The organism is Flavobacterium galactosi (assembly GCF_048158585.1).
Classification (GTDB): Bacteria; Bacteroidota; Bacteroidia; order Flavobacteriales; family Flavobacteriaceae; genus Flavobacterium; species Flavobacterium galactosi.
The window spans coordinates 12,898-28,338 of sequence record NZ_JBLNKV010000007.1 but is presented as its reverse complement, the minus strand read 5'-3'; the positions used below and the strand labels follow the sequence as shown (position 1 = coordinate 28,338).

General features: G+C 33.5%; 11 protein-coding genes. 3 read left to right on the top strand and 8 right to left on the bottom strand.

What is annotated here, in order from left to right:
* Positions 1–2: 2 nt before the first annotated feature.
* Entirely contained in the window at positions 3–866 is an 864-nt protein-coding gene (locus ACM55M_RS14975; RefSeq protein ID WP_416858460.1) for a bestrophin family protein, read from the top strand.
* Between the two features lie 73 nt (positions 867–939).
* Entirely contained in the window at positions 940–1,866 is a 927-nt protein-coding gene (locus ACM55M_RS14970; protein ID WP_416858459.1) for an AraC family transcriptional regulator, read from the top strand.
* A 2-nt stretch (positions 1,867–1,868) separates the two neighbouring features.
* Here the strand turns inward: ACM55M_RS14970 and ACM55M_RS14965 are convergent, their stop codons facing one another.
* A complete protein-coding gene (locus ACM55M_RS14965; RefSeq protein WP_416858458.1) occupies positions 1,869–2,243 on the bottom strand; it encodes a DUF779 domain-containing protein in 375 nt (124 codons plus the stop codon).
* 76 nt (positions 2,244–2,319) lie between these two features.
* Positions 2,320–3,825 carry an aldehyde dehydrogenase family protein gene (locus ACM55M_RS14960; RefSeq protein WP_416858457.1) on the bottom strand — a complete coding sequence of 502 codons (1,506 nt, stop codon included), beginning with the start codon at positions 3,823–3,825 and terminating at the stop codon, positions 2,320–2,322.
* A 294-nt stretch (positions 3,826–4,119) separates the two neighbouring features.
* On the opposite strand from ACM55M_RS14960, the gene pheT reads away from it, so the two are divergent.
* Complete coding sequence (gene pheT / locus ACM55M_RS14955; RefSeq protein WP_416858456.1) at positions 4,120–6,540, top strand: phenylalanine--tRNA ligase subunit beta; 2,421 nt, start codon at positions 4,120–4,122, stop codon at positions 6,538–6,540.
* A 121-nt stretch (positions 6,541–6,661) separates the two neighbouring features.
* On the opposite strand, the gene ACM55M_RS14950 is transcribed toward pheT, so the two are convergent.
* The 6 genes from ACM55M_RS14950 to lon form a co-directional block, all read right to left on the bottom strand.
* Positions 6,662–7,216 (bottom strand): fasciclin domain-containing protein, encoded by a 555-nt coding sequence (locus ACM55M_RS14950; RefSeq protein WP_416858455.1) that lies wholly within the window; start codon positions 7,214–7,216, stop codon positions 6,662–6,664.
* 379 nt (positions 7,217–7,595) lie between these two features.
* Complete coding sequence (gene rpsA / locus ACM55M_RS14945; RefSeq protein WP_416858454.1) at positions 7,596–9,377, bottom strand: 30S ribosomal protein S1; 1,782 nt, start codon at positions 9,375–9,377, stop codon at positions 7,596–7,598.
* 358 nt (positions 9,378–9,735) lie between these two features.
* A complete protein-coding gene (locus tag ACM55M_RS14940; RefSeq protein WP_416858453.1) occupies positions 9,736–10,992 on the bottom strand; it encodes a nucleoside permease in 1,257 nt (418 codons plus the stop codon).
* Between the two features lie 66 nt (positions 10,993–11,058).
* Complete coding sequence (gene cmk / locus ACM55M_RS14935) at positions 11,059–11,763, bottom strand: (d)CMP kinase (RefSeq protein ID WP_416858452.1); 705 nt, start codon at positions 11,761–11,763, stop codon at positions 11,059–11,061.
* Positions 11,764–11,770: 7 nt separating this feature from the next.
* Positions 11,771–12,790 (bottom strand): type IX secretion system protein PorQ, encoded by a 1,020-nt coding sequence (gene porQ, locus ACM55M_RS14930; RefSeq protein WP_416858451.1) that lies wholly within the window; start codon positions 12,788–12,790, stop codon positions 11,771–11,773.
* A gap of 164 nt (positions 12,791–12,954) precedes the next feature.
* A complete protein-coding gene (lon, locus tag ACM55M_RS14925) occupies positions 12,955–15,408 on the bottom strand; it encodes an endopeptidase La (RefSeq protein WP_416858450.1) in 2,454 nt (817 codons plus the stop codon).
* Positions 15,409–15,441 lie beyond the last annotated feature (33 nt).

Here is a 15,441-nt window from a genome sequence, read left to right as displayed (position 1 = left end):
AAATGATTTCATACAATACAAAAGACTGGTTTACTTTTATCTTTCGTTTCCATAAAGCAGATACCTTTAGAACCTTATTTCCAATAATGATGGCCATTGGCGCTTATTCGGGAATTATTGGGTACTTAGAAGTCGAATATTGGCAATTAGCAGACAATAGCTATGTGAAGAATATTACCATAATGCACGGGATGTTGGGGTTTGTAATTTCATTATTATTAGTTTTCAGAACCAATACTGCTTATGACCGTTGGTGGGAAGGACGTAAAATGTGGGGAAGTTTAGTCAACAACAGCCGGAATTTTGCTATCAAATTATCGGTGATCTTGGAGGATGAAAAAGACCGCAATTATTTTAGAAAAATGATTCCGAGTTATGCATCTATTTTACATAAACATTTGAATGATGCTGATACCAGTAAGCAATTATTTGATGATGTTGATTTAGAAATTGACCATCACAAACACAAACCCAATCAGGTAGCAAAAATGCTATTTCAAAAAATCAATGATTTATATATTTCAAAAAAAATAACAGGTGACCAATTGATCATTTTAAATGCCGAAGTATTATCCTTTACTGAAATTTGTGGTGCTTGCGAAAGAATTAAAAACACGCCTATTCCCTATTCATATAGTGCTTTTATCAAAAAATTCATCTTTTTTTATGTGATGACTTTACCCTTTGGTTATTCTTTCAGCCTTGGTTATTATGTGGCGCCGGTTGTCGTTTTTATTTTTTATGTTTTGGCCAGTTTAGAGTTAATTGCCGAGGAAATAGAAGACCCATTTGGAACTGATGAAAATGATTTGCCAACACATAAAATTGCCCTAAACATAAAAAAACATGTGGAGGAATTAATTTAAAATTTATTAAACAGTGTTACAGTTCTAATTATTTTCATTAAATTTAAACTTTGCCTTCTTTAAGTTTAAAACTATGAATAACAATCGTGCTTTTATAAATCCCCCGCACTTATCCAACGAAAAATCATTAAAAACATTAGTTGAAAACAGAACTGTTTACTCATTAAATCATTGTGAACTTAATCTTTTCGAAACCTATGAATCTTCTGCGTTAGTTCCTTTGAAGTTTAATGATTTGGTCGTAACAAGCATGCTAAGAGGCAAAAAAATAATGCATCTTTTTGATGACCCAAGCTTTGATTATTTGCCAGGTGAAACAGTTGTTATTCCTTCGAATGTGGAAATGAAAATCGATTTTCCTGAGGCTACAAAAAGTAATCCTACGCAGTGTTTGGCTTTGGCGATAGACCAAACTAAAATTACCGATACCTTACACTTCTTAAACGAACGGTATCCAAAAGAAGGCAATTCCCAATTCTGGCAATTGAATTATGACAATTATTTTTTTTACAATAATGTGGAACTGGCGACTACCATAAACAAGTTGATCAAAGAATGCATGAGCACTTCGATAACCAAAGACGCTTTAGCCGACTTGACTTTGCAGGAATTATTAATCCGAATTATTCAAACACAAACTGCAAAAGCAATTGATGACGGTTTGTTTACAGATCCAAAAAATCCTATTACTCAAGTAGTAGAATTCATTCGATTAAATTTAAAGGAAAACATCAGCATGAAACATTTGAGCGAAAAAGCATGTATGAGCACCACTTCTTTTTACAGGCTTTTCAAAAGAGAATTAGGTATGAGTCCGATAGAATTTGTAATAAACGAGAAAATAAGATGTGCCAAACAATTGCTAAAAAATCCAACAATACAAATCAATGAAGTTTGTTACTTATCTGGATTTGAAGATTCGAATTACTTTATTCGTTTGTTTAAAAAATACGAAGGAATTACGCCAAAACAGTATCAATTGTTATATGTGATAAACTAGATTTATTCAATATATTTCAAAGACTCAAGAGATAGTTCTTCTTCTGGTGTAAAAATCCGGTATTCAATTTTGAATGTTTTTTTTAATGGTGTTTCCAAAGAAAATCCTCCTACCCCAAAAGCATCAATTACATCCAAAGTAAAATGAGCATGTTTCCAATATTCGAATAAATCCTTATCCACCCAGAATTCAGTATTTTCGATTATTCCGATACAAACATCTCCCATTCTTTGGTAGAAACTACCTTTTTCAAAACATTGTGGCTGGGTTCCTTCACAACAACCTCCCGCTTGATAAAACATCAAATCTCCATGTTTTTCCTGCAATATTTTAATTAATTCTATTGCTTTTTCTGTAGCGTCAATTCTTTTTTTCATCTTTTTTCATTTAAAATAAAACCTGACAAATTATACAATCTGTCAGGCTTACGATTAACCAATAATCTGCACTCTATTAAAAGAAACCTAATTTCTTTTTATCATAAGAAATCAACATATTTTTTGTTTGACGATAATGTCCAAGCATCATTTTATGATTTTCACGACCAATTCCTGATTGTTTGTAACCTCCAAAAGGTGCGCCAGCCGGGTAAGAATGGTATTGATTAATCCAAACACGACCAGACTGAATTGCTCTTGGAACCTGATAAATTTCGTGTGCATCCCGTGTCCAAACTCCAGCCCCTAAACCATACATCGAATCATTTGCAATCGCAATCGCTTCTTCTGTTGTTTTGAAAGTGGTGACAGCCAAAACAGGCCCGAAGATTTCTTCCTGAAAAATACGCATTTTATTATTCCCTTTGAAAAGAGTTGGTTTAATATAATAACCTCCGTCTAAATTTCCTTCCAAATGATTCTCTTCACCACCAATTAACAATTCGGCACCTTCTTCTTTTCCTAATTTTATATAACTAAGAATTTTCTCTTTTTGAACTAATGAAGTCTGTGCCCCCATCATAGTGGTTCTGTCCAATGGATTTCCTAATTTGATAGCTGCTGTTCTTTCAATAACTCGGGCAATAAATTTTTCATAAATATCCTCATGGACTAATAATCTGGAAGGACACGTACAAATTTCTCCTTGATTTAAAGCAAACATTACTGCGCCTTCAATCGCTTTATCAAAGAAATCATCATCAGCATCTCCTACAGATTTCATAAAAATATTTGGGGATTTTCCACCTAATTCTAATGTTACCGGAATAATATTTTCCGTAGCATATTGCATAACTAAACGACCTGTAGGTGTAGAACCAGTAAATGCGGCTTTTGATACTTTTTTGTTAGTTACCAAAGCTCTTCCAAGCTCAGCTCCAAAACCATTCACAATATTTACAACTCCTGGAGGAAGAATATCGCCTATCAATTCCATTAAAACTAAAATAGAAATTGGCGTGCTTTCCGCTGGTTTTAAAACTACGGTATTCCCTGCGGCCAATGCCGGCGCTAATTTCCAAACTGCCATTAAAATTGGAAAATTCCAAGGAATAATTTGTGCAATTACACCCAAAGGTTCACTCAAAGCAATAGAAACTGTTTGTGAATCCAGTTCAGCAATTGAACTTTCCTCTGCACGAATTACACCAGCAAAATATCTGAAATGGTCTATCGCCAAAGGAATATCTGCAGCCAAAGTTTCCCGGATTGCTTTCCCGTTATCTATGGTTTCAACGGTGGCTATATATTCAAGATTATCTTCAATAACTTGTGCAATTTTATTCAATAATATACTGCGTTCTGTAACGGATGTTTTTCCCCATGTTTGAAACGCTTCATGTGCTTTATCTACAGCTAAATCAATATCAACTTTAGTTGAATGTGCTGCCCTTGTAAATACTTTTCCATCAATTGGAGAAACAACATCAAAATATTGGCCACCGATTGGTGCAACAAATTTTCCTCCTATATAATTATCGTACGTTGCCTTGAATTCAGGTCTTTTTACTATATTATCCATGTCGTTATATATTTTATTTTATCAAAAATAGTCTGCTATTCATCATTAGAATAGCACAATTCATTCAACTAGTAGCATTAAATTTTCATATCTGTTTTTTTAACGTTATTTTATTATTTTATTCTTACATATTTACATCTAATATTATTAAATCATTATTCTGAGTACTTCTGAAATGTGACAAATCAGATATAAAAAACCAAAAAAATTGTTTCTTACTCCAACCTGCAATCCTTATATTTGTACCCGAGACCGTAGGTCGAACTGACGAAGTAATCGCATTAAAATTGACAGATGAAAATATCTTACAACTGGTTAAAACAATTCATTAAAATAGACTGGAAATCCGAAGAAACAGCAGCATTGCTAACAGATTTAGGTTTGGAAGTAGAAATTGTTGAAAAATACCAATCGGTAAAAGGCGGATTAGAAGGCATAGTTGTAGGACATGTTCTTACTTGTATTCCCCATCCTGATGCTGATAGACTAAAAATAACCACTGTAGATTTAGGTAACGGTATTCCTGTGCAAATTGTTTGTGGTGCCAGTAATGTCGCTGCGGGACAAAAAGTTCCAGTTGCTACTATAGGCACTACATTGTACGATAAGGAAGGCGTTGCTTTTTCGATAAAAAAAGGAAAAATACGCGGTCAGGAAAGTCACGGAATGATTTGCGCTGAAGACGAATTAGGTCTTGGCGAAAGCCATGATGGGATTATGATATTGGACGATGCTATATTACCTGGAACTTCAGCTGCAACGGTTTTTAAAATTGAAAATGACGAAGTTTTCGAAATTGGATTGACTCCTAATCGTGCGGATGCTATGAGCCATCTTGGAACTGCCCGTGATTTGAGAGCGGGAATGTTGCAAAGTGGTATTAATGTAGAATTAATTACACCTTCAGTTAGTAATTTTAGAGTAGATAAGAGAATACTAAAGATTGATATTGATGTAAAAGAACCTAAACTTGCTCCTAGATATTGTGGCGTTACTATTTCTGGAATTACTGTAAAAGCGTCACCCGCTTGGTTGCAAAACCGATTGAAAGCAATTGGAATAAATCCAAAAAACAATATTGTCGATGTAACCAATTATGTTTTACATGAATTAGGCCAACCACTTCATGCTTTTGATGCTTCAAAAATAAATGGGAAAATAATTGTAAAAACACTTGCCGCCGGAACTAAATTCACAACTCTTGATGATGTTGAAAGAACGTTACACGAGGAAGATTTAATGATTTGTGATGAAAAAGGACCATTGTGCATTGCAGGAGTTTTTGGTGGAAAAAAATCGGGAGTTTCAGAAAACACAAATTCAATTTTCTTAGAAAGTGCTTACTTTAATCCTGTAAGTATTCGTAAAACAGCCAAAAGACATCAATTAAATACCGATGCTTCTTTTAGATTTGAAAGAGGAATCGATCCAACTATTACTGAATATGCATTGAAGCGAGCCGCTTTATTGATACAAGAAGTGGCTGGTGGAGAAATAACTTCGGATGTAATTAATGTATATCCAAAGAAAATTGAAGATTTCACCGTGTTTTTAAATTTTAGTAAAGTAGCCAAAATAATTGGTCAGGATTTACCAAAAGATACTATTAAGAAAATATTAGTTTCATTAGACATTAAAGTAAACAGCGTTTCTGATGCTGGACTGGGATTAACAATTCCTGCATACAGAGTTGATGTACAAAGAGAAATTGATGTTATAGAAGAAATTCTTAGAGTTTATGGATACAACAACATTAATTTTTCGAAAAAACTAAATGCAACGGTTTCTAATTCTCCAAGAAACGAAGATTACAAAATACAAAATACGATTGCCACACAATTAAATTCTCAAGGATTTAATGAAATGATGGCTAATTCATTGACTACGGCATCGTATGTAGAACTTTCTGATGTTTTAAATCCAGAGCATAATGTAACAATGCTAAATCCTTTGAGCAATGATTTAGCAACTATGCGTCAATCTTTATTGTTCTCTGGACTAGAAGCGATTTCTTATAATATTAATCGTAAAAATGCCGATTTAAAATTATTCGAATTTGGAAAATCGTACCATAATTTTCCTTCAGGTTATGAAGAACACAAACATTTGACTTTATTCCTTTCTGGAAATAGAAACCAAGAAAGTTGGACTAGTACTCAAAAACCATCCGATTTCTTTTTATTCAAAGGATATATAAATGGTATACTTTCGAGATTAGGCATCCAAAAAACGCAAAATTTACCAGTAACTTCCGATGTGTTTTCTGAAGGAATTACAATTGGATTTGGTCAAGATATAATCGTAGAATTAGGTGTTGTAAAAAAATCAATCTTAAAGCATTTTGGAATAAAGCAAGAAGTGTTTTTTGCGGATTTTAACTGGGCTTTGATTTTGAAATTAATTTCTACCAAAATAAAATATACCGAGATTCCGAAATACCCGGAAGTTCGCAGAGATTTGGCTTTGTTAATTGATCAAAATGTAACCTACGATAGTATTTACAATATTGCACGTCAAACAGAGAAATCATTATTGAAGGATATTAATTTATTCGATGTTTATGAAGGAAAAAATCTTCCTGAAGGCAAAAAATCGTATGCCTTAAGCTTTACCATTCAAGACAATTCAAAAACGTTAACCGATGCTCAAATTGATAAAATTATGAGTAAATTGCAAAATAATTTTGAAACGGAGCTTGGCGCTAGTTTAAGATAAATTTTGTTTTATAAATTTTAAAATCCAGATTCTGAAATTAGAATCTAGCTTTTTTATACAAAAGAGCCCCACAAAATGCGGGGCTCTTTCGATTAACAAAATAACAACCTCTAATCAAAAATTATTTTTTTGGAAGTACAACTGTATCAATCACATGAATCACACCGTTTGATTGGTTCACATCAGCAATTGTTACTTTAGCTTTGTTCATGTTCTCATCCGTGATATACAAATCTTTTCCTTGCATCCAAGCGGTTAAAGTTCCACCACTAACTGTTTTTAAAGTAGCTTTCCCTTTTCCCATTTTAATAGCTTTTGCTATATCTGAAGCATTCATTTTCCCAGCAACTACATGATAGGTAAGTATTGTTTGCAACATTTTTAAATTTTCAGGTTTCAATAGCGTTTCTACTGTTCCTGTTGGTAATTTATCAAACGCTGCATTTGTTGGGGCAAAAACTGTGAATGGACCTTTACTTTGTAAAGTTTCTACTAAACCTGCAGCTTTAACTGCTGCAACTAGTGTAGTGTGATCTTTAGAATTTACTGCATTTTCAATAATATTTTTAGTTGGATACATTGCTGCGCCACCAACCATAACACTTTTTTGAGCGAATGAAGTTGCTCCGAATACTACTGTAAATAATGCAATTGCTACTAATTTTCTAGTTTTCATAAAATCTATTTTTTAAAGTTATATAAAAGCATTTACGCACTACGATTGCTTTTGGTTTTAAAAAAACGAAAATATTTTATAATTAATTATTTTTCAATTAGTTATGATGCAATTTTTTTTAATCCAAATTAGTACTAAAAAAGATCTACTTAGCACCGATGGAAGCAAGTATCCTTTTTTTTTGCGAGTATTTAAACTTTTATTTTTAGTACAAATCGTTCCTCGCAATAAAAAGATACTGCCTACAGCGGGTGGATTGTGTATTGAAAACTAAAAATTGTGCTCCAAAAAAAAACTCAAACCCAAGTAAATCCTTTTGTTTTAAACAAAAAAAGCCCCACATTACTGTGAGGCTTCCTATATTCAAAAAATCAAGAAATTATTTTTTCTCTGACTTTTCCATTTTAGCTTTTAATGCTGCTAATACATCATTATTATCACCTAAAGTTGCTGCCGAAGCATTATTTGTAGATGCTGAAGATGAAGTATTTTCAGTAGCTGTTTTCACATTTTTCTCTTCTTCTTCACGGAAGATAGCAGTGTGAGAGGCAACTACTCTTTTGAATTCTTTGTTGAATTCAATTACTTTGAAATCAGCTGATTCTCCTTTTTTCAATTTCTTACCGTCTTCTTTTTCAAGGTGACGAGTAGGAATGAAAGCAACGATATCATCTCCGAATTCTACAGTAGCTCCTTTGTCAACGATTTCAGAAATTTCACCTGTGTGGATAGTTCCAACTGCGAAAGAATCTTCATATTGATCCCAAGGATTAGCAGTAGTTTGTTTGTGACCTAAAGATAATTTACGTCCATCAACATCTAATTCTAATACTACTACGTCCAATTTTTCACCAACGTTTACAAATTCAGATGGGTGTTTGATTTTCTTAGTCCAAGATAAGTCAGAGATGTAAATTAATCCATCAATTCCTTCTTCTAATTCTACGAAAATTCCAAAGTTTGTAAAGTTTCTAACGATACCTGTATGTTTAGAACCTACTGGGTATTTAGAAGTGATATCAGTCCAAGGATCTTGAGACAATTGTTTGATACCTAATGACATTTTACGGTCATCTCTATCTAATGTTAAGATAACAGCTTCAACAATATCTCCTACTTTTACGAAATCTTGAGCAGAACGTAAATGAGTAGACCAAGACATTTCAGAAACGTGGATCAAACCTTCAACACCTTCAGCAACTTCGATGAAAGCACCATAATCAGCGATTACAACTACTTTACCTTTTACTTTATCTCCAATTGCTAATTTAGCATCAAGAGCATCCCAAGGGTGCGCGTTCAATTGTTTCAATCCTAATTGAATTCTTGTTTTCTCATCATCGAAATCAAGGATTACAACATTTAATTTTTGGTCTAATTCCAATACTTCAGATGGGTGGTTGATTCTTGACCAAGAAAGGTCAGTAATGTGAATCAATCCATCAACTCCACCTAAGTCAATAAAGACACCATAAGAAGTAATGTTTTTAACAACACCTTCTAATACTTGTCCTTTTTGTAATTGACCGATGATTTCTTTTTTCTGGATTTCGATATCCGCTTCAATAAGCGCTTTATGAGAAACAACAACATTTTTGAATTCGTGGTTAATTTTCACTACTTTGAATTCCATCATTTTGTTTACATATACATCGTAGTCTCTAATTGGTTTAACATCAATTTGAGATCCTGGTAAGAAAGCTTCAATTCCGAAAACGTCAACGATCATACCACCTTTAGTTCTGCATTTTACAAAACCATTAACGATTTCTCCTGTTTCGTTAGCCGAAATAACTCTATCCCATGATTTGATAGTACGTGCTTTTCTGTGAGATAACACTAATTGACCTGTTTTGTCCTCACGGATGTCAATTAATACTTCAACAGTATCACCTACTTTTAAGCTTGGGTTGTAACGGAATTCGTTCAATGAAATAACACCTTCCGATTTTGCGTTGATATCAACGATAACGTCTCTATCTGTAATTCTAACAACTGTACCATCAACCACTTCTTCTTGATCCGTAGCGATAAATGTTTTTGAAACTAGTTCTTCGAATTCTAATAAGTTTTTCTCATCAACTGCATCAATACCTTCTTCGAAATTGTGCCAGTTAAAATTTGCTAAAAACTCTTCTTGTGATTTTACTTGTTCAGACATGCTGATTAAAAATTTGTATTCTGCATTCTCTCGAGTTTCTTAATGTGCTAGAAAACAACAGAAGTTGTTTGTATAATTAGTTGAACCCTAAAGGAAACTCTTACTCACCAAAAGGACTGCAAAAGTAACACATTTATCTTAAACTGCAAAATTTTACAGATAAGATAATCGATTGAGAATCAGCAGCGAATTAATTGGCGTTTTTGCAGGCAAAGTTCCCGCTCTCGCCTTTATCTCTCCGGTATGCTACGAGGATATCAGCTCCATCGGGACTAATTAGGCTTTATAGTGATTTTTCAGCAATAAAAAACCCGATAACTCTTAAGGCTATCAGGTTACATTTATAAGAAAAAGTGTTTTAATGATTAATTTCTCCTGAAACTTTAGGTCCAAATTTATCTTTAAAAACAAAAGGAAAAATGATGGCAAGAACTAAAGCATACGATGCAAAAGTAATCCAGATATGAAACCAGTCTTTACTTCCATCAGCCATAGTAAAATATTTTTGAATAATATAACCACTCGCAAAACTACCAATCAAGGCTCCAAAACCATTCACCATCATCATAAACATACCTTGCGCACTTCCTCTAATTTTTGAATCCGTTTGTGTTTCCACAAACAAAGAACCCGAGATATTAAAAAAGTCAAATGCCATTCCGTAAACGATGCAAGACATGATTATCATCCATAACCCGTCTGTTGGGTTTCCATAAGCAAATAATCCAAAACGCAATACCCAAGCCAGCATACTAAACAACATCACGTATTTAATACCAAATTTTCTAAGAAAAAAAGGAATAGCCAATATAAAAAGTGTTTCTGAAACTTGTGAAATCGACATGATTATCGCAGGGTATTTAACTGCAATTGTATTTTTATAAGCATCAATACTACCAAAATCATGGATATAAGTATCTCCATACGCATTGGTCAATTGCAAAGCGGCTCCCAACAACATTGAAAAGATAAAGAAAACAGCAAATTTTCGTTGTTTAAATAGTTCAAAAGCATTCAATCCTAAAGCTTGTGTAAATGAAGTACCTTTCTCCCCTTTACACATTGGAAGGCATTTTGGAAGTGTAAATGCATAAATTCCCAATAAAAACGAAACAATTCCAGCGATATAAAATTGATTCGCCGAAGTCTCATTATGCGTTAAACTTACCACCCAAAGTGCAGCAATAAAACCTATCGTTCCCCAGATTCTAATAGGCGGATAATCCTTTACAACATCCATATCTTTTGCAATTAATGCATTATAAGCTACAGTAATTGATAAGGAAATGGTAGGCATATAGAAAAACATATTGATCAACATTACCCAGAAAAAAGTAGTAGGATTATCTACTTGGGGCAAGTAAAATAAGGCGGCAGCGCCCAAGAAATGAAGTAATCCGTATAATTTTTCAGCATTAATAAATCGATCTGAAATAATTCCTGTTAAAGCCGGCATAAAAACAGAAGAAATACCCATTGTTGAAAATATGATTCCAAACTCGGTTCCAGACCAATGTTTGTTATTAAACCAATACGCCCCAATAGTAAGTAACCAAGAACCCCAAATAAAAAATTGTAGGAAGTTCATTAATACCAATCTGTTTTTAATTCCCATATAATGAATTGTTGTTTTTTAATTTAAAAAAATAATAAGGCGTAAAACTACTATTAAAAAAGAGATCTACAAAAGTTTACAACGGTTAATAACTTCCTTAACTAATTCCAAAACAACTTTAAATTGTTCTTCTCTAGTAAGGTACGAATTATCTATTTCAATGGCATCTTCGGCCATCACTAAAGGCGAATCCTTTCGGTGCGTGTCAATATAATCGCGTTCTTCTACATTTTTTAATACTTCTTCATACGCAACTGAATCTCCTTTTTCCTGTAATTCATCAAAACGTCTTTGCGCTCGGGTATCTGCACCGGCGGTCATGAAAATTTTAAGTTCAGCATCCGGAAAAACGACGGTCCCAATATCTCTCCCGTCCATAACAATTCCTTTGTTCTTCCCCATTTCTTTCTGTTGCTCCACTAATTTAGCTCGCACTTCGGATATTTCAGCCACTTTGCTCACAAAATTAGAAACTTCAATAGTTCTTATTTCCTTTTCAACATTGACATCATTCAAATACATTTCAGCAAAACCTAAATCAGGATTGAATTTCAACTGTAATTTTATACTTGGCAAACTGTTAATTAATGTTTCTTTATCGAAAGAATCAGCATTTATGTATCCGTTTTGCATTGTAAAAAAGGTAACGGCGCGATACATGGCTCCAGTATCAACATATGCATATCCCAAGTGATTAGCCAATTGTTTTGCTAAAGTACTTTTTCCTGTGGATGAAAATCCATCTATTGCTATTGTAATTTTTTTATTCAAAATAATATTATTGTAGGTTAATAGTCAATCCAAATAAACTCGTATTTCCCGCTAATGTATACTTGGAATACGAATAATTAAATTTTAATTTATTCATTTTTAATCCAAACCCTAAAGACACTCCTGAAAAATTGCGTTGTTCCAAAAGTCGTAATTCTTCTGCTCTTCGAAAATTATATCCTACGCGAAGATTAAACGCTTTTTTAGGGAAAAGTTCTACTCCCATAATTACGTGACGCAACGCATTATTTATAACCGATACTTTTTCGTCTGTTGCACTTCCATCCAGTGAAGATTCGGCCCTTTCAGGATTAGAAAAAGCAATATTCCATTGCTGTAAATTCTCCAATGTAAGATGCCAACGAATGGGTACATTTTCTAATTCTTGTGAAACGCCCGCAATAATCTCTAATGGCAGTTTTTCGTTTGTACCATTATAGGTTGTAATTTGAGTTCCAATATTTCGTATTGCCAATCCCCAATTCACATCGTTTCTTTCATCTATAAAAAGAGCACCTATGTCAATCGCTCCGCCAAAAGAACTATAACTTTCTAAATTCGAAGAAATCAATTTTGCATTAGCTCCTAAATGAATCGTAGTGTTAGGAATGTTATACGCATAACCAAAAGAAAGGGCAATTTCATTTCCTGTAAATGAGGCTGTAGGCTGACCATTTTCGTCATAACCATCAAAATTACCATAATTCACATAATTGACACCAGCCTGAAAAGTTTGCAAATGACGGTCATAAGTATAAGCATAAGAAGCCGTTCCGTAAGTTACTTCCTTGAAATAGCTTCCATAATTTAAAGCCAGATGATTATCCATATCAGGATTTAATGTTGCCGGATTAAAATTGACCTGATTCACATCATCGTCATAAATTGTAACTGTTTTTCCTCCTAGCGCCGCTTGTCTTGGCGAGGTAACTAAGTTTAAAAACTGATAGATGTACTTTCCTCCTATTTGACTGTAAGACACAGAGCAAACTGAAAACAAAGAGAATAATAAAAGTTTTTTTAACATGCTTTAAATCGCTGTTTATCTATGGTAAAACGAAAATGCGAAGATAAAATTATAAATACAATAAACTGCAATTTTTAAACTTGTAATTATAAATAAAAAATCCAAATTCCAAGCACTGCAGAACAGGTTTTAGAATTTGGATTTTTAATATTTAGACTTAATTTTTATTTTAAATCCTTTGCATTTTTAACATTTTGATCCGTCAAAGCATATTTAAGTACTTCGCTCATTTCTTTAACATAATGAAAAGTCAATCCTTCAAGGTATTCTGGTTTTATTTCATCAATATCGCTTTTGTTTTCGTGACACAGAATAATTTCTTTGATATTAGCTCTCTTAGCAGCCAATATCTTTTCTTTTATTCCACCTACTGGTAAAACTTTTCCACGTAAAGTAATTTCTCCAGTCATTGCCAAGTTTTTCTTAACTCGTTTTTGTGTAAAAAGCGAAACTAAAGAAGTCAACATCGCAATTCCGGCACTAGGACCATCCTTTGGAGTAGCTCCTTCCGGAACGTGCAAATGGATATTATATTTTGAAAGTATTTCAGAATCCAATCCTAAAAATTTCGCGTTTGCCTTAATATATTCTAAAGCGATTGTTGCAGATTCTTTCATTACCGTACCTAAATTCCCGGTAATTGTCATGGTCCCTTTTCCTGGAGAAAGCAACGATTCTATGAAAAGAATATCACCACCTACAGAAGTCCAAGCCAAACCAGTTACCACACCGGCAACATCATTGTTCTCGTACTTATCTCTTTCTAATCTGGGAACACCAAGTGTTTTTATGATATCTTCATCGGTTACTTTTTTATTGTAGGCTTCTTCCATTGCAACTGATTTGGCTGCATTACGAATTACTTGAGCAATTTTTGCCTCTAAACCACGAACTCCGGATTCTCGCGTATATCCCTCCACGATTTTCTCCAATTGTTTTTTTCCAATGGTTAAATCTTTGGTTGTTAAACCATGTTCCTTCAATTGTCTTGGAAACAAATGCTGACGTGCAATCTCTACTTTTTCTTCAATGGTATAACCTGACATTTTAATAATTTCCATTCTGTCTTTCAACGCAGGTTGAATCGCAGCCATGTTATTAGAGGTAGCGATAAACATCACTTTTGACAAGTCATATCCCATTTCCAGGAAATTATCATAAAAAGAATTGTTTTGTTCCGGATCTAAAACTTCCAGTAAGGCCGAAGAGGGATCTCCTTGATTGCTATTTGATAATTTATCAATTTCATCCAAAACAAATACCGGATTTGATGTTCCCGCTTTTTTCAAACTTTGAATGATTCTTCCTGGCATAGCACCAATGTAGGTTTTTCTATGTCCACGAATCTCCGCTTCATCACGCAACCCACCAAGAGAAATTCTAACATATTTTCTTCCTAATGCTTCTGCGATAGATCGACCAATAGAGGTTTTTCCAACTCCCGGGGGTCCTGTCAAACAAATAATTGGAGACTTCATATCATTTCGCAATTTTAAAACTGCCAAATGTTCTATCATTCTTTTCTTAACGTCTTCTAATCCAAAATGGTCTCTATCAAGAATTTTTTGTGCTTTCTTTAAATCGAAATCATCTTTAGAATATTCATCCCAAGGCAATTCTAGAAATAACTCTAAATAATTTCTTTGAATACCAAAATCTGGCGCTTGAGGATTCATGCGACGCATTTTTGACAATTCTTTTTCGAAGTGTTTTTTAGTTTTTTCATCCCATTTCTTGGTCAAAGACTTTTGCAACATTTCGTCCATTTCTTCTTCCTGTGAAACACCACCCAATTCTTCTTGGATCGTTTTCATTTGTTGATGAAGGAAATATTCGCGTTGTTGTTGGTCTAAATCGAAACGAACTTTGGATTGAATATCATTTTTTAATTCCAATTTTTGCAACTCAATATTCATATAACGCAAAGTTTCTAAAGCCCTAATTTTTAACTCGTTAATAGCTAATAAGTCTTGTTTTTCTTTAACCGTTAAATTCATATTAGAAGTCACAAAATTGATCAAAAATGATTGACTTTCAATATTTTTAATCGCAAAAGTAGCTTCACTAGGAATATTTGGACTTTCTTTTATAATTTGAATTGCTAATTCCTTGACAGAATCGAGAATCGCTATAAATTCCGTATCCTGTTTTTTCGGTCTTTTTTCAGAAACTTCTTTAACTTTTGCTGTTATATAGGGGCTTTCAGCAACTATAGAATCAATTTCAAATCTTTTTTTCCCTTGAAGTATAACCGTAACATTCCCATCAGGCATTTTTAAAACCCTTAAAATTCTAGCTACAGTACCAATATTATGAATGTCTTCCGGAGTTGGATCCTCGTCTTCCTCGTTTTTCTGAGCTACAACACCAATAATTTTACCAACTGCGTTGGCATCATTGATTAATTTAATTGATTTATCACGACCGGCAGTAATTGGAATAACAACTCCTGGAAATAAAACCATGTTACGCAATGGTAAAATAGGCAAAGAATCTGGCAATGCTTCATTATTCATTTCCTCCTCGTCTTCGCGAGTCAATAAAGGGATTAAATCAGCTTCAGAATCAAATTCTTGAAGTGACAGATTGTCAATAGTAAGTATTTTATGATTTGACATATATTATTTAAGTCTTTTTGTCATTAAAAATTT